This is a genomic window from Drancourtella massiliensis (assembly GCF_016900655.1).
In the GTDB taxonomy this organism is placed as follows: Bacteria; Bacillota; Clostridia; order Lachnospirales; family Lachnospiraceae; genus Sellimonas; species Sellimonas catena.
Map to the genome: position 1 here is coordinate 1 of NZ_JACJKH010000022.1, position 18,388 is coordinate 18,388.

Below are 18,388 nucleotides of genomic sequence, written 5' to 3' on the forward strand. Positions count from 1 at the left end.
CAATGCGGAAAAGCCGTCCTCAGGATTGTCACTCTGAGATGTTTTGTGCTGACAGTTATCAGCGGAACGTGTTATATATTATCATCCAGGCTTATAAATGTCAACAACTTTTTTATCTTTTTTTCTTTTTTATTTCATCACATGTTTTCTACTGTTTTTATGAGAAAAATTTCTGTTTGAATTTTAAATATAAATTTGCTATAATCATCAGCGTACGGATCGACGTACAAATAAATCTTATAGTTACCTAAACAAGGAAAGGGCTTTAATCAGCCAAAATAGAAATAAGTCTTCCAGGCGTAGTCTATTGTGCATTCAGTGGATTAACGCCTTTTTCATTGAAATGAATTAAGGAGGACTGATTATGCCAAAAACAAAATTTCAAGAAGTAATCTATGGACTGCTGATGACCTTTTTCATGGTTGCAGCAATGGAACTCTATAATACCGGCCTGCGTACGCGCGGACTGACAAATGCCGGTATTCTCTATGCCTTTCGTGAGATGGTCATTATTTACCCGATCTGCTTTGTGACGGGCTTCTTCTTTATCGACCGGATTGCGCCAAAGATTGCGTTCCGTCTTGTAACCCCGGGCGAAGATAAACCGATTTTCGTCACGCTTGCCAGAGCGAGCGTCACCGTCGCTTTCATGTGCCCGATCATGAGCTTCTGGGCCACTGTGATTTTTAAACATCCCGGTGTTGAATTTATTCCGGTATGGCTTCAGACATTTGTCTGCAATTTCCCGATGGCCTTTTTCTGGCAGATTTTCTTCTGCGGCCCGCTTGTGCGCTTTATTTTCCGCATGATTTTCGAAAGAAAGAGTCGTACCGAAGTCTGTACAGCCGAGTAATACGGTCAGCAGTCTTTCGCTTTCACACAAAAAGCGCCCGCACTTTTATTCGTACGGACGCCTTTTTTTACTTATTATCTGATCTGAAGGAGCTTGTCCTTTAATTCCTGCTCCATCTTTCGCAGTTCTACTTCTGCCTCCTGACGCTTTCTACGCCCGTCTTCCTGAATCTGCATTACTTCATCCAGAGTAGAAATGAGTGATTCATTGGTCGCTTTGAGCGTTTCCATATCTACAATGCCTCTTTCGGATTCCTTTGCGGTTTCTACCGTTGCCATCTTCAGAGTCTCTGCATTTTTCCTTAACAGCTCATTCGTCATATCTGTCACTTCACGCTGTGCTTCTGCTGCCTGTCTGGAATGTGCAACACCAAGGGCAAGTACCATCTGACTCTTCCAGAGCGGAATGGTATTGACAATCGTGGACTGGATTTTTTCTGCCATAATTGTATCATTATTCTGTACCAGACGAATCTGCGGCGCAGTCTGGATGGATACCATCCTTGTCAGCTCCAGATCGTGAATCTTTTTCTCAAATCTCAGACACATGGATTCCAGATCTCTGGCCGACTGCGCATCTTCAGCAAGACCGCTTCTCTGCGCTTTCAGTTTCATTTCTGCAAGATCTTTCTCCCTTACGTCTTTGAGTTTCTTTTTTCCGGCCATGATATACATGGTCAATTCTTTAAAATAGGTCAGATTTAATTCATACATCTTGTCCAGCAGGGCAATATCTTTCATAAGCTGAACCTGATGCCCTTCCAGTACTTTGCAGATCTGATTGACATTCGTCTCTGCACTTGCATATTTTGATTTCAGATTCTGCAGTTTGTTTGCCTGCTTTTTGAAAATGCCGAAAAATCCCTTTTCTTCCTCTTCATCAAAATTTTTCAGTTCCTGTACAACGCCGCTCAAAAGATCTCCCACTTCGCCAAGATCTTTCGTCCGCACATTATCAAGCGCCGTCTCCGAAAAATCGGCCATCTTTTTCTGTGTTCCGGCTCCATACTGGAGAATCATGGTCGAATTCGTCAGATCGATCTGGTTTGCAAACTGCTCTGCCATTTTCCGCTCTTCGTCTGTCAATACGTTTTCATCCATAACCGGCTCTTCTTTTTCCTCCGGTTTGATCTCCTGTTTCGTATCCTGAAACGGATCCAGGGTCAATACCGGACCTGTCTGTAAATCTTTTAAATCCTGACTCATGATTTCCCTCCTGTTTTAAAATCGTCTTCTGTAAGTCCTTCCTGTGCCAGCATCATTTTCAGCACAGTAATATCTGATGAAACATCCCAGGCTGTTTCCTGAAACAGGTCATCCAGAAGCTTCTCAAATGCGATATTCAGCGTATCAAGTGTATCTTCGATTTCTTTTTTAGAGTTCAGAATATTTTCACCCTGTACCGGCTGGTGATCCAGCTCCTCATATGCTTCCAGCAGTTTCACCGCCGTCGGGAGATAATATTCCATCAGCTTTTCAATGTCATCCACCGCATCCGGGTCCTGCTCCACTCTTTCAAAGATCCGCTTTGTCAGCTCTTCCATCCTTGAAATCTTTTCGGATACAACTTCTCCCGGTATCGCATCATTACACTCTTTCAGCTTCCGGATATAGTTCTGCCCGGTCTCGATTACGGTACGGATCTGAGGATCCATCTGCTGCCTCTTTCTGGCACGCTCCTCCTCCCTTGTTTTCGCTTCCCATGCCTTTTTCTTTTTCTCTTCTTCTTCGTTCTTTCGGGCTTCCTGCTGCTTTTGCATCAGCTCCCGATACGCGTCATAAGCATCGTTGCTTGTAATCAGGCATGTATTTGTATCATCCAGGTGTCCCTGTAAAAACCAGCGCTTTTCGATCATCCATTCCAGATCTTTTAAAACGGTTTTCTCCTTTTTCCTTGTCCGTCTGGCCAGTTCGCTTACATTACAGTATTCTTTTCCCTGCAGTTCAGAGAGATAACTCTGAAAACGCCTTACACGCCCAAGCTTCTTCAGCCCGGCCGCCCCGATTCCTCCAAAAATCACTGTAAATATCAGAAGCGTAACAAACCCAAACGTAAGGCCTGCATTTTGCTCCAGCAAAAGCATAGTCAGACCGGTGAAAATGAACCCAAGCAAAAACACTGCTCCAATTCCAAGTCCTGTAATGGAAAGTGCCATGCCGGCTGCTTTCTTACCTCCGGTTCCGGCGTACAGTACCGGCCGCTTCAGCTTGCTTAAGTCTACTTTTGCCCAGTCTTTTTTTGTGCTTTGCTCTCCGCCTGCACTCTGTCTGGCGCTCCCTGAATTTTTCCTGAAGCTTCCCGCCGCACTGTTAATCGTATCGGTAATCGTCTGATTCAGACTTCTGAAATCCATCGAATCTACGGCATCCTGAACAGTTCTCCTGATGTCTTCTCCGAATCTTTCCCAATCCCAGTAATTTCTCATTTCTGCATCCTTTCTTCCGTTTTTAAAACGGATCCATGCAATTATTATACTTTATCACTTTTAACACTTCAAGAGATTCCACCATGCCTGAGTAAATTTTCATACCTTCTCTGTCATCCATTCACCCCCACCGGACAGGCACAAATTTCCAACAAAAAAAGAAGCGGTTTGACGCTTCCACTCCTCTGATACCACGTGTAAAGACGGATACCAATACTTTAAATATCAGCACCCGTCTTTACTTTGATTCTTCAATCATTCGTTTACCTCTTTCTTCCGGATTTCATTTTGGTAAATAAGTTTACGTTTTTGGTGGTCTGTACCTCTCTTTCATAAACTTGATGTCCCGATACTCAGCGCCTGTATTTTTCTCGGAACGTCCAACACCTGTGTTGAAAGGAAATAACAACTGAATGTTTACGGCTCGCGTCCGTCTTACAATTCTGGTCTGTTATTTTATGGTTATATAATAGCACCATAATTTCGTTTTGTCAATATATTTATCTATATTTTCTTCATTAATTTATTATTTCCTTTTGCAATATTTATTTTCAGAATATTTTGTCTTTTTCGGATTGTCCTTTCACAATCTCAGAGATTCAGAAAAGACAGGGCATAAAACCCTGTCTCATTCATCCTTATCGCATCCGTTCTCCCATACCATTCATAAAGTCTTCAATGACCGGAAGCCGCTTCACCCGTCTCAACTTGATATCAGTAATCTCACAAAGCTCTTCGAGCGCCGCCTCTACAATGATATTGCTGACACGGATCTCTCTCGGTGCGCCAAACTGTCCGATAAACTCGATCAGGCTGTTTGCCAGTGATTCCAGCTGATCCTCCTCCGGCCCGAGAATCTGCGCTTTCATAATCAGCTCTGTCCTGGCCTCCGCTATCACAACCATTCTCATACTTCCCGGACGGTCGTAGCTTTTGTCATTGATTTTTGCGGCCTGATATGCCACATCCATTTCAAGAACGTAACGATTATTTGGTACATTTTTTAACGTCTCTATGATTTCTGCATCATTCAGTTTCAGACTCCGGTAATTAAAGGAGACAAACGGAAGCTCTTCCGCACCCCAGTAATGATTATCCGTATCCGGATCTATGGAATACACATACATTTCTCCACCCCGGAAGTTTACATTTACCTCCTCGCTGCGGTATGTAAGAACCGCCTCTTCCAGAAGCTCCAGATAATAGCACATCCGATGCACTTCGTCCTGATTCAGCTGATATGGATAATAGCCTTCTTTATAGGAACGGAAATAGAGCCACTGATTTTTCCCACGATATTTATATCCTGTATCTTTGATGATTTCTCTCTCTTTTTCCGTCAGCTCTTCTCTGTTTCCCCAATAGCAGGCCAGACTGCTCTGATTTCCCATTACAAACTCCGTTGACAAATTGAGTGCTTCCTGATTCAGCATCATCATAAACGTATTGAGATCCCTGTACCCCTCATATACAACAATCCCATAATATTCTCCGCCTTTTCCAAGAATGCTGACAAAGGCTGCATCCTCCTTTTCTCCTTCTCTCAGGCAAATCAGATCCAGATCCCAAAAGTCCTCCCACGGCTTCAATTCCCTGATTCTGGTCGCCACATCATATAGTTTTTTCCATTCTTCCCTGCCGGCTTCCTTCCTCATGCTTTTCACCTCAATTTCCTTTAGTTTTATACAAAACATTAAATGATAAGTTAATGTTAATCCCTTTTTCCTGTATCGTCAATATCCAGTTTGTCTGCCTGCTTAACTCGTCTCGTTATTCAAATCCCCGGATTCGTTCTATCAGGGAATGTTGTTTCATCATTTTCTTCCATGCAATAAAAGGTGCTGTCATACAGATCAGAAATACGACTGCAATTCCGCATACGAGCGGTAAAACCGGTACGGCGAATGGAGCGCCGCGGTAATTCATGGACTGGAAGATTCCATAGGTTACTGCAAGTCCGGCAGTCATGGTAATCAGAAGGGATCCTGCTGCGTAAAGCAATCCTTCCAGAAGCAGCATCCATTTCATCTGCCGGTCAGTCATTCCGATGCTTTCCATCACTGACAGTTCCACCAGCCTGTTCTGCACACTGCTGATCGAGGTATTGATATAATTCATAATACCGATCAGTGCCAGAATAAACACAAGCCCGGTTCCTACCAGCATCATATTTCCCTGTGCCTCCCGGATCGTTTCCATCAGATCAATTTTGGATTCCATCGATAAATCTCTGTATCCGGAAAGCTCTTCCAGTTCACCAAGAATCCTGTCTTCTGTCTCCTGATCATATGTTTCCTCATAATAGATCCCCATCTTAAAAAGCATTGGTTCTGCCGCAAATTCTTTGAGCGCCTGTTCTGAGACAATGATGGTCGGCGGATATCCAACCAGCGCCGTATAGTAATTGTCATCCGTCAGGCCTGCAATGGAAAATGTCTTCGTATGTTCCGGATTGGAATACTCTGCGCAGGTCACCTCTTTTCCCTCGACATCCGAACTTGTAAAATCCAGACCGTCCCGATACAGAATGCAGGTATCGCCCCGCATAAATGCTTCTTCATCCACCGGCTCTGCCAACGCCTGATTCAGATTTTCAAATGCTGCCTGATCGATCCCGATCATGGAAGTGCCAAAATTTTCAGGATGTTCCTGATATTCTTTCTTCTCATCCTCATAAGGAATCGTCATCCACATTTCATAAAATTCTTTCATCCACATGTCGGAAAACTCCGGTTCCCATGGCACAATGATCTCCGCAAAAAAGACCGGATGTACATTTTTTACACCTTGTGTCTGCTTCATGTTCTCCAAAGCGGAATCATCCAGAACCGCTTTCCTTTCCTCCTGTGTTTCTTTCCGAATCGTGTCATTTTGTACAACCAGATCCAGATCCATGGAGTTGGATGTATATTCTCTTGCTCCCTGACTGGAAAAAAGAGTTGCCAGACACAGAAATATCGAAAGCCCGGAGGCAAGAGAAACCATCACAACCCCTGTCTTCTTTTTCTCTTTCGTGATTTGTTTCTTTGCCAGTCTCCACAGCACCTTTCCTCTTCCGGTCTTGCCGGAATAGCTTCTGTTCTTCTGCGGCCGGTAGCCAATCGCTTCCAGCGCCGAACATCCTGCCGCGATCTTTGCCGGTTTCCTTCCCGCCGCCATTACCGTTATTCCTACAATCAGAATGGTAAGCGCAAAGATCAGCGGATGAAAGGAAATCTGCACCTGCCCTGCCTGCCCGGTCCGGATTCCAAGTGACTCTACCACAAAGGGGATCAGGAAAAAGGATACTGCACACGCGAGAAGGATTCCGCATGCAGCGCCGCCCCCTCCGATTACCGCCATCTGCCGGTAAATCATGCTGTAAATCTGCCGTTCCGTCATTCCAATCGTCTGAAGAAGTCCGTAATACCTTGTATTTCCTGCCACTGACAGATACATGATATTATAAATCAGAAGATAGGCACACAGACAGATCATGGCGGCCAGCCCGATCATACCCGTCACAATGGAGATCGAAAAGCTCATATCCTCTGAAAAGAACATTCTCTGCTGCTTTCCAAGATTCATATCCTCAATCAGAGCATTCTGCTCTTTTTCCGTCATCAGCTTCTGCCGGATATCCATATAAAACCGGCCGGAGGCAACATCCGAAACCTGGTAGCCGGACGCTTCATAAAAACTTTGGGAGACATAAAATATCTTTTTCTCACCGTAGCCGCTCCATTTTCCGGAAATCCGGAACTCTTTTTCAAACGATCCTTTTGGCGTTCCGACCGTCATTCGAAATGTATCACCGATATCGAGATTGCCATAGCCACATTCTTCCAGTGCCTTCTCCGTCACCATGATTTCATTTTCCTGTTTCGGATACTCTCCCTCTACAGACGTCCGGGCCGGTTCCATCATGGTGTCCCAGAACGTCGGATCCGCCCACATCAGTCCGACGTTTGGGGTATTGTCCTTGTCTGTCGCCTCTACATATCCCGACACCGCGCAGATTCCGGTCCGTAGAATATCTTTGTTTTCGTCGCAGAATTCTTGCTGCTCTTCCGTCACTCCATACATAATCGCATCAAACTCAGCTCCGTTCATTCGGATATTCTGGATCCTCTGCATTTTAAAATAAGTCACTCCGACTGTCAGCACGCTGAAAAGAAGAAAGGCGGACAATAAAACAGCGAAAAACATTGTAAGCGTTTTTCTTTTGTTTTTTACGAGCGCACTTTTTGCCAGTCTGGAAATGATCTGCCCATTATTATTTTTCATCGTGAAGGCCCCTTTCTTTCACGATTTTTCCATCTTCGATATGGACAATCCGGTCCGCCATCTGGGCAATGTCCATATCGTGGGTAATCAGGATCACCGTCTGCCGGAACTGTTTTGCAGCCACTTTCAGAAGCCCCAGCACGTCATGGCCGGATGCGCTGTCCAGATTTCCGGTCGGTTCATCGGCAAGAAGAATCCGTGGTTTTGATGCAAGCGCCCGCGCAATGGCGACTCTTTGCTGCTGGCCGCCGGACAGATTGCTCGGAAGTGCTTCTTTCTTTTCCTGAAGCTTGAGAAGATCCAACATCTCTTCCATAAATCTTTTGTCCACCGGGCGCCCGTCCAGTTCAATTGGCAGTACGATATTTTCGTATACATTCAAATCCTGCACCAGATTATAATTCTGGAAAACAAATCCAACCTTTCTGCGGCGGAATACCGTCAGCTGCTCTTTATTCATTCCGGCCAGATTTCTCCCGTCTATGCAGACGCTTCCTTCCGTGGGAGTGTCCAATCCGCCCAGCATGTGAAGAAGTGTGCTTTTCCCACTGCCCGATTTCCCGACAATCGCCACAAATTCCTGCTCTTTTACTGTAAAATCCACGCCGTCCAGCGCCTTAACAATGTGTTCCCCCAGCCTGTAATACTTTTTCAAACCTTTTGCTTCTACCATCCATTGACTCATAGATACCCTCCTCACTTTCTGCTGTCATTTTTATCTACACTTAAAGGATATCTGTCAAAAATCACAAACCTGTCTCATTACGCAATATTCTCGGTTTTGTGATTTTCCACATTCTGCTCCGGACTTTCCGGAAGATAGAGGCAGAAAACAGATCCCTCGCCTTCTTGGGATCGGACTTCGATGTATCCGTTCTGAAGTTCCAGAATCTTTCTTGTGAGATAGAGGCCGATTCCGATTCCAGGCTCTTCGTGCACCTCCGGTTCCCGGTAAAAGCGTTTAAAAATCTCCGCCTGTCGTTCCAGTGCAATGCCTTTTCCATTATCCTGAATACTGATTTTTGTAAAAATCTCCTGTCTGGTCACACTGATATGAATCTCCCCGCCTCGCTGCGTATATTTCACAGCATTATCCAGGACATTAAATATCGCTTCTTCCGTCCATTTACTATCATGAAGAAGCCACAGTCTGTCCGGGCACTCTACATAAAGCGCGATCTGTTTTCCCGCAGCCGCCGGCACAATCTCTTCAATCGCCTTCCGGATTGTAGTGCACAAATCAGAAGTTTTCATCTGCACCTGAATCAGCCCCGTCTCCAGCCGGGACATTTTCACCATGCTTTGGAGAAGAAATTCCAGCTTATCCGCCTGCTTGTCCAGGCTGTTCAGGAATTCTTCCTGACGGTCCGGCTGCGTCTCTTCCCGCAGAAGCGAAAGGTATGCCTTCATATTAGAAAGCGGGGTTCGCGTCTGATGGGAAATATCGGAAATCAGGCTTTTCAGTTCTTCCCTGCTTGCCCGGTTTTCTTCCTCTTTCTGCTTCCAGATCCGTCCAATCTGGTTCATTCTGACACTGCATTTTCCAAACAAGGTATCTTCCACTTCTTCTGTCGTATCCGGTCCTCTCCCCGACAGAAGCGCATCCATATTTCGTTCCAGCTTTCCTTCAAAAGTCAGTACGTCCTTCTTTAATTTGACATATTTAAGTCCAAGAACAAGCAAAGCCGCTGTCATCAGACCCGCCAGTATTATGCTCCAATCCATTGATATCCCATCCCGTATACATTTGAAATATATTTGTGCTCTTCATCCTCGATTTTCCCGCGCAGCCTGTTGATGTTGACTGCCAGCGCATGCTTGTCGACAAACTGATTTCCACCGTCCCACAATCGTTCCAGCAGCACATCATAGGTGAGCAGCTGCTTTCGGTTCATCAAAAACTGGCGCAAAAGCCGGAATTCTGTCGGTGTAAGAAGACATTCTTCCTCTCCCGCAAAGACTTTTGCACCATCGATATCCACTTTCAGCCATCCATCATCGTACTCTTTCGAATCATCCGGGATCATATGTTTCAGTATAATACTGATTTTTTTTAACAGAATTTTCATGGAAAACGGCTTCGTCACATAATCCACGGCTCCCATGTCATATCCGGCCAGAGCGTCCTCCTCCAGATCTCTGGCAGTCAGAAACATCACCGGAGTTTTTTTCTCGTGGTTTACCCAGTCGCAGAAAGAAAATCCGTTCCCGTCCGGCAGATTGACATCCAGAATGATCAGCTGGAGTTCTTCCTTCCGGCAGATCTCTTTGGCACTTTCCACGGATGACGCTGAAAAAACGCGATATCCCTCTTTTTCCAACACCAGGCAGATGGCATGATTCAAATCAAAATCATCTTCTACAATCAATAATGTCTGCATCCTTTTCCCTCCCATCTTTCTTGTTCCATCGTATCATATTTTGGTAGTTTTGGCTTTCTTCAAGGGAAAAATCACAGGATTGTGATTGTTTTGTAGTTTAGATGAGATATCTGGCGACGAGCTCTTCGATTCGTTTTGTATTCAGGATTGTTTTCCCCGTCTCAAATGTGAGGATCAGTCTTTCGCCCGGGAAAATGTCATTTTCTTCGTATGCGTTGATTTTTCTGACCGCATTTTCAGCGTATTCCGGACTGTCCATTTTCCCATCATGCTCCCAGTAAATTTCCTTTCCGGTCTTTTTAGACAGGAATGTAAAATCGGGATAAACAGTGCCAAAACCATTGAGATAGAGCGGACACTCATATTTATACGGAATTCCTTTTCTGTAGAAATAATCGGCCAGAATCTTCTCTGATTTCGACCGCACCCTCTCCCCTTTGTCAGTCATGATTACAGGTGTACCCTCACGGAATTCTTTCCGTTTATATTCTCCGGATTCCCATTCTTGTATCTGCTGATCCCATGATGGCTCCACCGGACAAATCAATTTTCTTCTTTCAGGATGTTCCTTCATGAATAGGTTTTCTATTTCATCATCCTCATAATCTTTTGCGATCCTTTTTAGCTGGCCAGTCTCTTCTCGGCAAGTTTCAACACTTTTTCATCATATGCTTTCTGAGCAAGTTTTTGCGGCAGTTCCTCATCGGCTTTCGGAATATATGCTCCATTTCTCTTTTCTCCCGGCATGCAGTGATAATATTGAATCCACCCCCTGCTTTTAGACAGGCGTAAGGATCCCGGCGGAGCATCTTTTACCTGTTTCCTCGTTTTGGAAAGAATCTTTTCTAATCTGTCCTGTTCCTTCAGCAGCATTTCTTTGATACCTGTCATATCATTTCCCCTTCCATTTCTGCATAGTATCGTTTGAATCACGACAATGCTGTCTTATTTTAGAAACCGTACGGTTAATACAAACTTTTTTGCTGAACTAGCTGTAGTCCAAATCGCGCCATACGGTTGTAATTTCATTTTTGTCAAATACAACTGTAGCTTTTTGTTATGTCATACGGTTGAAAACTAGTTTCCTAAAATTGTAACCGTAGTTTTTCATGATACTGTACGGATGTAACTTATTTTCCTGGAAATATAACCGTACTTTTTCTCTGCTTACTACGGTTGCAATTTCATTTTTCTTTAAAATAACCGATGCATGCTCTAAATCATACGGTTAAAAATAGATATTTATCTCATGGAGCCGAATTCGTTTCCGATTGCCACGGACAAGATAAAAAATTTCATATATATAACCGTACAAGCAGTTTCATTTGGAATTGTTTTGGCTGATTTTTGCCTTTGAATATGTTCGAATACTAAGATTTGCTTTGTGATTTGTTTTAGAAAAATCCCGGAAGCCGAGACTTCCGGGATAAAAATTCTTCTGATATTCTTCGTAAACGTGAGATTAACGTTTGGAGAACTGTGGTGCTCTACGAGCTGCTTTGAGGCCGTATTTCTTACGTTCTTTCATACGTGGATCACGTGTAAGGAATCCGTTTGCTTTTAATACTGGTCTGTATTCAGCGTCTGCCTCAAGTAATGCTCTTGAGATACCATGACGGATTGCACCAGCCTGTCCTGTATATCCGCCTCCGTGTACGTTTACTAAAACGTCAAATTTATCTGCTGTTTCTGTAGCAACGAGCGGCTGACGAACTACTACTTTTAATGTTTCAAGTCCGAAATACTCGTCGATATCTCTTTTATTGATTGTGATTTTACCTGTTCCCGGTACTAAATATACTCTTGCGATGGATTTTTTTCTTCTTCCTGTTCCATAGAATTTTGCACTAGCCACTGTAATTTCCTCCTCTCAACCTTTCCTTAAAATGTCAGCACTTCTGGTTTCTGAGCTGCATGAGCATGTTCTGGTCCAGCGTACACGTGAAGTTTCTTGATCATTGCTCTTCCTAAAGGTCCCTTCGGAAGCATTCCCTTAACAGCAAGCTCAATTACCTTTTCCGGTTTCTTTGCCATCATTTCTTTCAGAGTTGTCTCTTTCATTCCGCCAACATATTCGGAGTGGTTGTAGTAGATCTTCTGATCCATCTTCTTACCTGTTACTTTAACTTTGTCAGCGTTGATTACGATTACGTAATCTCCTGTATCTACGTGCGGTGTATAAACCGGTTTGTTTTTTCCTCTTAAAACATTTGCAATTCCAGAGCAAAGACGACCTAATGTCTGTCCTTCTGCATCAACTACATACCATTTTCTTTCAATCTTATCTGGATTAGCCATATAAGTCTTCATTGGTTGACCTCCTGTTTACAATCTCTATTTTCTTCTATAAACTCATGTATCTATTGGGAAATCAGTCCGCTCCGGGGCTTTGGTGCAAACTGTTTTCTTCTCACGCCATACTGCTTTATTATATTATGCTGCCTCTTCTGTGTCAACCTTTTTTTCACTTTTTTCTTGATTTTTCGGCAGTTTCAGGTCCCGTTTTCTTTTCTGCGCAGGGACCCGTTGAATCTTATTTTTTGTCGTGCTAAACTGATACTATTCTTTTTCAAATAGAATAGCACAAACTAACAGAAATGAGGAGGCTTTTTATGTGGGCTTATCATAGTATTTTTTATCAGATCTATCCAATCGGGTTCTGCGGTGCACCGGTGCACAACGATGGCCAGACCGTTCCCCGTATCCGCAAACTGCTCGACTGGACAGATTATCTTTCGGATCTTGGAGTGGACTCCATTCTTCTGAATCCGATTTTTGAGTCCGATAATCATGGATATGATACAAGAGATTTCCGTAAACTTGACTGCCGGCTTGGCACCAATGATGATTTTGTCGAAGTCTGCCAGGCGCTCCACAGCCACGGAATCCGTGTGGTACTGGACGGAGTATTCAACCATGTCGGCCGCGGTTTCTGGGCATTTCGCGATGTTCAGGAAAAGAAATGGGATTCTCCTTATAAAGACTGGTTCTATATTAATTTTGACGGGGACAGCGGATATCATGACGGCTTCTGGTACGAAGGCTGGGAAGGGCACTACGAACTGGTCAAACTGAATCTTCAAAATCCTGCCGTTGTGGACTATCTTCTGGACTGCGTCAAATACTGGATTGACACCTTCGACATCGATGGGCTGCGCCTGGACGTGGCTTACAGCCTGGATCACAATTTTATGCGGCGGCTCCGGAGCTTTGTTTCCGGCATCAAACCGGATTTTGCCTTGATCGGCGAAGTTTTATTCGGAGACTACAATCAGATCGTCAACGATGACATGCTGCACAGCTGCACCAATTATGAATGTTACAAAGGACTTTTTTCCAGTTTCAATGATATGAATCTGTTTGAGATTGCCCATTCTCTGAATCGGCAGTTCGGCCCGGAACAATGGTGTATTTACCGAGGCAAGCATCTCATGACCTTTGTGGACAACCACGATGTCACACGAATTGCCAGCATCTTAAAACAGAAAGAACATCTGTATCCGGTCTACGGTACTTTGATGACGATGCCGGGAATTCCATGCATTTATTATGGAAGCGAATGGGGAGAAGAAGGCATGAAAGCACCGGACAACGATTACGCGCTCCGTCCTTGCTTTGACGCTCCAAAACCAAACGAACTGACTTCCTATATTAAAAAGCTGATTTCGTTCCGCCAGAAAAGCGATGCACTCTGCAACGGTTCCTATCGAAATGTAATGATTACCAACCGCCAGCTTATTTTCGAGCGCAGGACTGACCGGGAACAGATTTTTGTTGCCATCAATGCTGAAGGAACCGAATTTACGGCAAATCACGGCGAACTGCAGGGCGAGGTCCGCGATCTTGCAGCAGACACACGCTTTACAATGAACGGACAGCTGACCATGAAGCCATACAGCGTACAGATTCTCGTATTTGATCCGGATTCCCACCCGGAATACGATACAGTAACTCAGAAAGAAGCGGAACAAAAAGGGGAAGAAAGAAACATCGAATGTAAAACCGCTGAATCTTATGCTTCTTCCGATTGCACAGCGCAAAACACAACGCTGTCCCTTGCCGACCTTACCGTCGTCCTCGGATCCGCATCCCCAAGACGCACCGAGCTTCTGACCCAGGCCGGAATCCCGCATGTGGTCTGTCCTTCCTCCTGCGAAGAGTACATCACCAGCTCCCGCCCGGAAGACGTTGTGCAGGAACTTGCAGAACAAAAAGCCCAGAACGTCTACACAGACCGGCTTGCCTCCCATCCAGGAGAACCATTTCTTGTGATCGGCTCCGATACGGTCGTATCAAACAACGGAAAGATTCTCGGAAAACCATCCGGCGAAGAAGAAGCACGACACATGATCCAGTCTCTGCAGGATCATACCCATCAAGTCTACACCGGCGTCAGCCTTATCTTCCATGACGGTGCAGACACAAAGACAAATACCTTCTTTGAAAAAAGCGATGTGGACGTCTATCCAATGACAAACACTGAAATTGATTCCTATCTCGCCACCGGCGAACCATACGATAAAGCCGGCGCATACGGAATCCAGGGCGCATTCGCCATCTACGTCCGCGGCATACACGGAGACTACAACGCCATCGTCGGCCTCCCGATCGCACGGATCTATCAAGAACTCAAAAAATGGATACGGTTTTAAATTTTGACTATTATCGGGGACGTGTTCCGGTGCACCGGAACACGTCCCCGATGAACGTAAAACCTCCGCCAGCCCAGTAATTCCAAAGGCTGGCGGAGGTTTGTTGATTTTTTCACAGGTACACGACGTGGGCTATTTTTTGTACCAGATCATGCTTTCGTACGGGCGTAGTGTCCATTTTCCTGTTTCCGGCATGGCTGCATCTTTGTAGTTTCCGAGGATGCACTGGTATCCTGTGAGATCCATATCTGTCTTCCATTCGGTTTCTTTTCCGTAGAAGTTATTAACGACGATCATATTTTCGTTCTGATAGTGTCGTTTATAGGCGAATACTGACGGATGTTCCTGGGCGAGTGGTGTAATGTCGCCATAAGCTACTACGTCCAGTTCTTTCCGAATCCGGATCAGTTTCTGGTAGTAGTGGAAGATGGAGTCTTCATCTTCCAGCTGCTGTTTTGCATTAATTTCTGTGTAATTTGGTGTGACGCCGATCCATGGTTCTGTGGTTCCGTCAGTGAATCCGGCGTTTGGTGTATCATCCCACTGCATCGGTGTGCGTCCGTTATCCCTGGAATGAACCTGTATGATGCGGAATGCATCGGATGCCGAAAGGCCTTTATCCTGCAGGATGCGGTAGTGGTTGATGCTTTCTACGTCCCGGTATTGGGTGATATCGGTGAATTTGGCGTTGGTCATTCCGATTTCTTCTCCCTGGTACACGTATGGGGTTCCGCGGAGCATGTGGATGATAGTTCCGAGCATTTTGGCGGATTCTTTCCAGTATCGGCCTTCGTCTCCGAAGCGGGATACGACTCTTGGCTGATCGTGATTACACCAGAAGACCGCATTCCATGCGTTATGCTGTTCCATTCCGGTCTGCCAGTCGAAGAGGATCTGTTTTAACTTTCCGAAATCGGCCGGTACGAGAACCCATTTTTCATTTCCCATAAAATCAACTTTTAGATGGTGGAAGCTGAATACCATGGAGAGTTCTCCGGTATCGGCCCCTGCGTACCGGAAGCAGTTTTCCATGGAAGTGCTGGACATTTCCCCAACAGTGATGATCTCCGTATCGGTTCCGAAAGTCATGTCATGGAGTTCTTTCAGGTATTTATGGATGTTTGGTCCATCTGTGTAAAATCTTCTTCCATCTCCTTCGTAATCATCCTCAAAACGGTCTTTGCTGATCAGATTGACCACGTCAAAGCGGAATCCTTTGACTCCTTTTCCCATCCAGAAGAGGACTACCTTCTGGACTTCTTTTCGTACATTTTCGTTGTCCCAGTTGAGATCCGGCTGTGTTACATCGAACAGATGCAGGTAGTATTCATCAAACTTTTCTACATATTCCCATGCGCTTCCGCCGAATTTACTTTCCCAGTTGGTCGGTGGTTCCCCGTTTTCTTTCCCTTTTTTGAAGAAGAAGAAGTCTTTGTAATACGGATCTCCCTCCATTGCTTTTTGGAACCATTCATGGCGGCTGGATACGTGGTTGAATACCATATCAAACATCAGACGGATCCCTCGCTTGTCCGCTTCGCGGATCAGTTCTTCTACATCTTCCATCGTGCCGTAACGTGGATCGATATTGTAGTAATCTTCCACATCGTATCCATTATCGTTCTGCGGTGATACGAAGAACGGTGTCATCCAGATGTAATCGACTCCAAGTTCCTGAATGTAGTCCAGCTTCCGGATGACTCCTCTTAAATCCCCGAGGCCGTCTCCGTTGCTGTCATAAAATGATTTCGGATAAATCTGATATACCGTACTTTTCCTGAAATCTGTCGTTTTCATCATACTTTCCCTTCCTTTTTATTCAAACGAGATCACTGTTGTCTTTCCTGCCTCTGCCGTCTGTCCCGGCTTCATCTGAATATTCTTTGCACTTCCTTCTCCTGTCACAATCAGCATGGTGGTTGTTGGATGTCCTGCCGCCTTGATCTTCTCCGGATCAAACTGGATCAGCGGTGTGCCGCATTTGACATGATCTCCCTGAGCTGCAAGAAGTTTGAATCCGTCTCCTCCCATGTCTACCGTATCGATGCCTACATGGATCAGAATCTCCATACCATTTGCAAGTGTCAGGCCGCATGCGTGTCCAGTCTCGGCCATTACGATGCTGACTTCTGCATCTGCCGGAGCTACCACTGTCGTGTCGGTCGGTTCAATAGCAACACCGTCTCCCATGATTTTCTGTGAAAACACATTGTCATCTACTTCTTCAATCTGAATCACGTTTCCGCTTAAAATTGCTTTGATTTCTGTAACCGGTTCTGACGGTGTTTCTTCTTTTGCTTCTGTTTCCAGAACCGCTTCTGCTTCCGGGGCTTCTGCCAAAACTTTTTCCCGAGCTTCTTTTTCCACGAGACCTCTGTCTTCTGCTGAAAGTTTCTTCATTCCTACGAAGAATGTCAGCAGGAATGGTACAACGATCGCTTCTGCCATGGCAAGCAGGAAGATCAGATAAAATTCCGGCTTGATGGAAATGATGCCCGGAAGTCCGCCGACACCGATACTCAGTGCCTGAACACCGCATCCTACGGAAATCATGGCCGCGATGGCGGAACCGATCATACCGCAGATCAGCGGGAATCCGTATTTTAAGTTGACACCGAAAAGGGCCGGTTCTGTAACTCCGAGATAACAGGAGATACATGCAGGAACATTCACCTGCTGTGCCCTTTCATTTTTCTTCTGAAGAATGGACATGGCCAGTACACTGGATCCCTGCGCGATGTTGGAAAGTGCGATCATCGGCCAGAGAATCGTGCCGTCATACGTGTTGACAAGCTGTGTATCGATAGCGTTTGTCATGTGGTGAAGGCCCGTCATGACAATCGGTGCGTACAGCAGTCCGAACAGCCCTGCAAACAGCCATCCGAAATTGGACATCAGGCCGCCGTAAACGACATCTGCGATGGCATTCCCGATTGTCCAGCCGATCGGTCCTACTACAGTGTGGGCAATAATTACTGCCGGAACGAGAGAACAGAACGGTACAACAATCATACTGATGACTTCCGGACAATGTTTCTTAAAAAACTTTTCCAGATAAACAAGTACAAAGCCTGCCATCATAGCCGCAATGACCTGTCCCTGGTAACCAATCATCTCTACCTTTGCGAATCCGAAATCCCATACCGGAATCTCACTTGCCGGAGTGTCCGCTACGCTGAATCCATTTAACAGCTGGGAAGATACCAGAGTAAGTCCAAGGATAATACCAAGGATCTGTGTCGTACCCATCTTCTTTGTGATGGACCACACAATACCAACCGGCAGCAGATGGAAAACGGCTTCGCCGATCAGCCACAGAAAGTTGTAAGTTCCTTCCCAGAACTGATACATATCCGCAAGACTCTTTGTTCCATTTTCAAAAAAATTGATCTCTCCGATAATATTCCGGAATCCGAGAATCAAACCTCCGCAGATCAGGGCCGGGATCAGCGGGGCAAAGATCTCGCCAAGCGCTCCCATAATCTTCTGCACCACATTCTGATTTGTCTTGGCCGCCGCCTTTGCCGCTTCCTTGCTGACTCCTTCGATGCCTGCGTAGGAAGTGAACTCGTTGTAAAATACGGACACATCATTTCCTATAATTACCTGATACTGCCCTGCCTGTGTGAATGTTCCTTTTACTGCCGGAATCTCTTCAATGGCCTTCTCATCCGCTTTCTTCGGATCCACGAGTACGAAACGCATTCTCGTCATACAATGGGAAACAGCCTGGATGTTTTCTTTGCCGCCGATCAGCTTTAAGAGCTGCTTCACGTCATTTTCGTATTTCGCCATGGTTCTCTCTCCTTTT

General features: G+C 45.3%; 15 protein-coding genes. 2 read left to right on the forward strand and 13 right to left on the reverse strand.

What is annotated here, in order from left to right; all coding sequences use genetic code 11:
- Nucleotides 1–364: 364 nt before the first annotated feature.
- Entirely contained in the window at nucleotides 365–853 is a 489-nt protein-coding gene (locus H6A32_RS11735) for a DUF2798 domain-containing protein (protein WP_204864416.1), read from the forward strand.
- Between the two features lie 74 nt (nucleotides 854–927).
- On the opposite strand, the gene H6A32_RS11740 is transcribed toward H6A32_RS11735, so the two are convergent.
- The 11 genes from H6A32_RS11740 to rplM all read right to left on the reverse strand — a co-directional run bounded on the left by H6A32_RS11740 (nucleotide 928) and on the right by rplM (nucleotide 12,235).
- Nucleotides 928–2,058, reverse strand: a complete 1,131-nt coding sequence (locus H6A32_RS11740; RefSeq protein ID WP_087252747.1) for a toxic anion resistance protein — start codon at nucleotides 2,056–2,058, stop codon at nucleotides 928–930.
- Complete coding sequence (locus H6A32_RS11745) at nucleotides 2,055–3,278, reverse strand: 5-bromo-4-chloroindolyl phosphate hydrolysis family protein (RefSeq protein WP_087169707.1); 1,224 nt, start codon at nucleotides 3,276–3,278, stop codon at nucleotides 2,055–2,057. The genes H6A32_RS11740 and H6A32_RS11745 overlap by 4 nt, the downstream gene beginning before the upstream one ends.
- Before the next feature lie 638 nt (nucleotides 3,279–3,916).
- Entirely contained in the window at nucleotides 3,917–4,933 is a 1,017-nt protein-coding gene (locus tag H6A32_RS11750; protein WP_138373726.1) for a DUF7309 domain-containing protein, read from the reverse strand.
- 115 nt (nucleotides 4,934–5,048) lie between these two features.
- Nucleotides 5,049–7,544, reverse strand: a complete 2,496-nt coding sequence (locus H6A32_RS11755; protein WP_204864417.1) for an ABC transporter permease — start codon at nucleotides 7,542–7,544, stop codon at nucleotides 5,049–5,051.
- Nucleotides 7,534–8,229, reverse strand: coding sequence for an ABC transporter ATP-binding protein (locus H6A32_RS11760; RefSeq protein WP_204864418.1), 696 nt, complete (start codon nucleotides 8,227–8,229; stop codon nucleotides 7,534–7,536). The genes H6A32_RS11755 and H6A32_RS11760 overlap by 11 nt, the downstream gene beginning before the upstream one ends.
- Nucleotides 8,230–8,306: 77 nt before the next feature.
- Complete coding sequence (locus tag H6A32_RS11765) at nucleotides 8,307–9,269, reverse strand: sensor histidine kinase (protein WP_204864419.1); 963 nt, start codon at nucleotides 9,267–9,269, stop codon at nucleotides 8,307–8,309.
- Nucleotides 9,254–9,925, reverse strand: coding sequence for a response regulator transcription factor (locus H6A32_RS11770; protein WP_087169702.1), 672 nt, complete (start codon nucleotides 9,923–9,925; stop codon nucleotides 9,254–9,256). Before H6A32_RS11770 ends, H6A32_RS11765 begins: the two co-directional genes overlap by 16 nt.
- Nucleotides 9,926–10,022: 97 nt before the next feature.
- The gene (locus H6A32_RS16430; protein ID WP_243424916.1) at nucleotides 10,023–10,460 is read right to left on the reverse strand and encodes a hypothetical protein; all 438 of its coding nucleotides are present in this window, start codon (nucleotides 10,458–10,460) and stop codon (nucleotides 10,023–10,025) included.
- Between the two features lie 86 nt (nucleotides 10,461–10,546).
- Nucleotides 10,547–10,816 (reverse strand): hypothetical protein, encoded by a 270-nt coding sequence (locus H6A32_RS16435; protein WP_243424917.1) that lies wholly within the window; start codon nucleotides 10,814–10,816, stop codon nucleotides 10,547–10,549.
- Between the two features lie 571 nt (nucleotides 10,817–11,387).
- A complete protein-coding gene (gene rpsI / locus H6A32_RS11780) occupies nucleotides 11,388–11,780 on the reverse strand; it encodes a 30S ribosomal protein S9 (RefSeq protein ID WP_087168484.1) in 393 nt (130 codons plus the stop codon).
- 26 nt (nucleotides 11,781–11,806) lie between these two features.
- Nucleotides 11,807–12,235 (reverse strand): 50S ribosomal protein L13, encoded by a 429-nt coding sequence (gene rplM / locus H6A32_RS11785; RefSeq protein ID WP_087168485.1) that lies wholly within the window; start codon nucleotides 12,233–12,235, stop codon nucleotides 11,807–11,809.
- A 302-nt stretch (nucleotides 12,236–12,537) separates the two neighbouring features.
- Between rplM and H6A32_RS16920 the strand changes: the two genes are divergently transcribed.
- Nucleotides 12,538–14,577: a Maf family nucleotide pyrophosphatase gene (locus H6A32_RS16920; protein ID WP_204864420.1), complete on the forward strand. Its 2,040-nt coding sequence runs from the start codon at nucleotides 12,538–12,540 to the stop codon at nucleotides 14,575–14,577.
- Nucleotides 14,578–14,709: 132 nt separating this feature from the next.
- Here the strand turns inward: H6A32_RS16920 and treC are convergent, their stop codons facing one another.
- Together treC and treP are read right to left on the reverse strand one after the other, a co-directional pair.
- The gene (treC, locus tag H6A32_RS11795) at nucleotides 14,710–16,377 is read right to left on the reverse strand and encodes an alpha,alpha-phosphotrehalase (RefSeq protein WP_243424918.1); all 1,668 of its coding nucleotides are present in this window, start codon (nucleotides 16,375–16,377) and stop codon (nucleotides 14,710–14,712) included.
- A 15-nt stretch (nucleotides 16,378–16,392) separates the two neighbouring features.
- Nucleotides 16,393–18,372 carry a PTS system trehalose-specific EIIBC component gene (gene treP, locus H6A32_RS11800; RefSeq protein WP_204864421.1) on the reverse strand — a complete coding sequence of 660 codons (1,980 nt, stop codon included), beginning with the start codon at nucleotides 18,370–18,372 and terminating at the stop codon, nucleotides 16,393–16,395.
- Nucleotides 18,373–18,388 lie beyond the last annotated feature (16 nt).

Bases quoted from the DNA above. Each gene is read 5' to 3' on its own strand.
- H6A32_RS11765 (WP_204864419.1), bottom strand. From the start codon at position 9,269: ATGGATTGGAGCATAATACTGGCGGGTCTGATGACAGCGGCTTTGCTT.
- treC (WP_243424918.1), bottom strand. From the start codon at position 16,377: ATGATGAAAACGACAGATTTCAGGAAAAGTACGGTATATCAGATTTAT.
- H6A32_RS16920 (WP_204864420.1), top strand. From the start codon at position 12,538: ATGTGGGCTTATCATAGTATTTTTTATCAGATCTATCCAATCGGGTTC.
- H6A32_RS11760 (WP_204864418.1), bottom strand. From the start codon at position 8,229: ATGAGTCAATGGATGGTAGAAGCAAAAGGTTTGAAAAAGTATTACAGG.
- H6A32_RS11740 (WP_087252747.1), bottom strand. From the start codon at position 2,058: ATGAGTCAGGATTTAAAAGATTTACAGACAGGTCCGGTATTGACCCTG.
- H6A32_RS11745 (WP_087169707.1), bottom strand. From the start codon at position 3,278: ATGAGAAATTACTGGGATTGGGAAAGATTCGGAGAAGACATCAGGAGA.
- H6A32_RS11735 (WP_204864416.1), top strand. From the start codon at position 365: ATGCCAAAAACAAAATTTCAAGAAGTAATCTATGGACTGCTGATGACC.
- H6A32_RS11755 (WP_204864417.1), bottom strand. From the start codon at position 7,544: ATGAAAAATAATAATGGGCAGATCATTTCCAGACTGGCAAAAAGTGCG.
- treP (WP_204864421.1), bottom strand. From the start codon at position 18,372: ATGGCGAAATACGAAAATGACGTGAAGCAGCTCTTAAAGCTGATCGGC.
- H6A32_RS16435 (WP_243424917.1), bottom strand. From the start codon at position 10,816: ATGACAGGTATCAAAGAAATGCTGCTGAAGGAACAGGACAGATTAGAA.
- H6A32_RS11750 (WP_138373726.1), bottom strand. From the start codon at position 4,933: ATGAGGAAGGAAGCCGGCAGGGAAGAATGGAAAAAACTATATGATGTG.
- rplM (WP_087168485.1), bottom strand. From the start codon at position 12,235: ATGAAGACTTATATGGCTAATCCAGATAAGATTGAAAGAAAATGGTAT.
- H6A32_RS11770 (WP_087169702.1), bottom strand. From the start codon at position 9,925: ATGCAGACATTATTGATTGTAGAAGATGATTTTGATTTGAATCATGCC.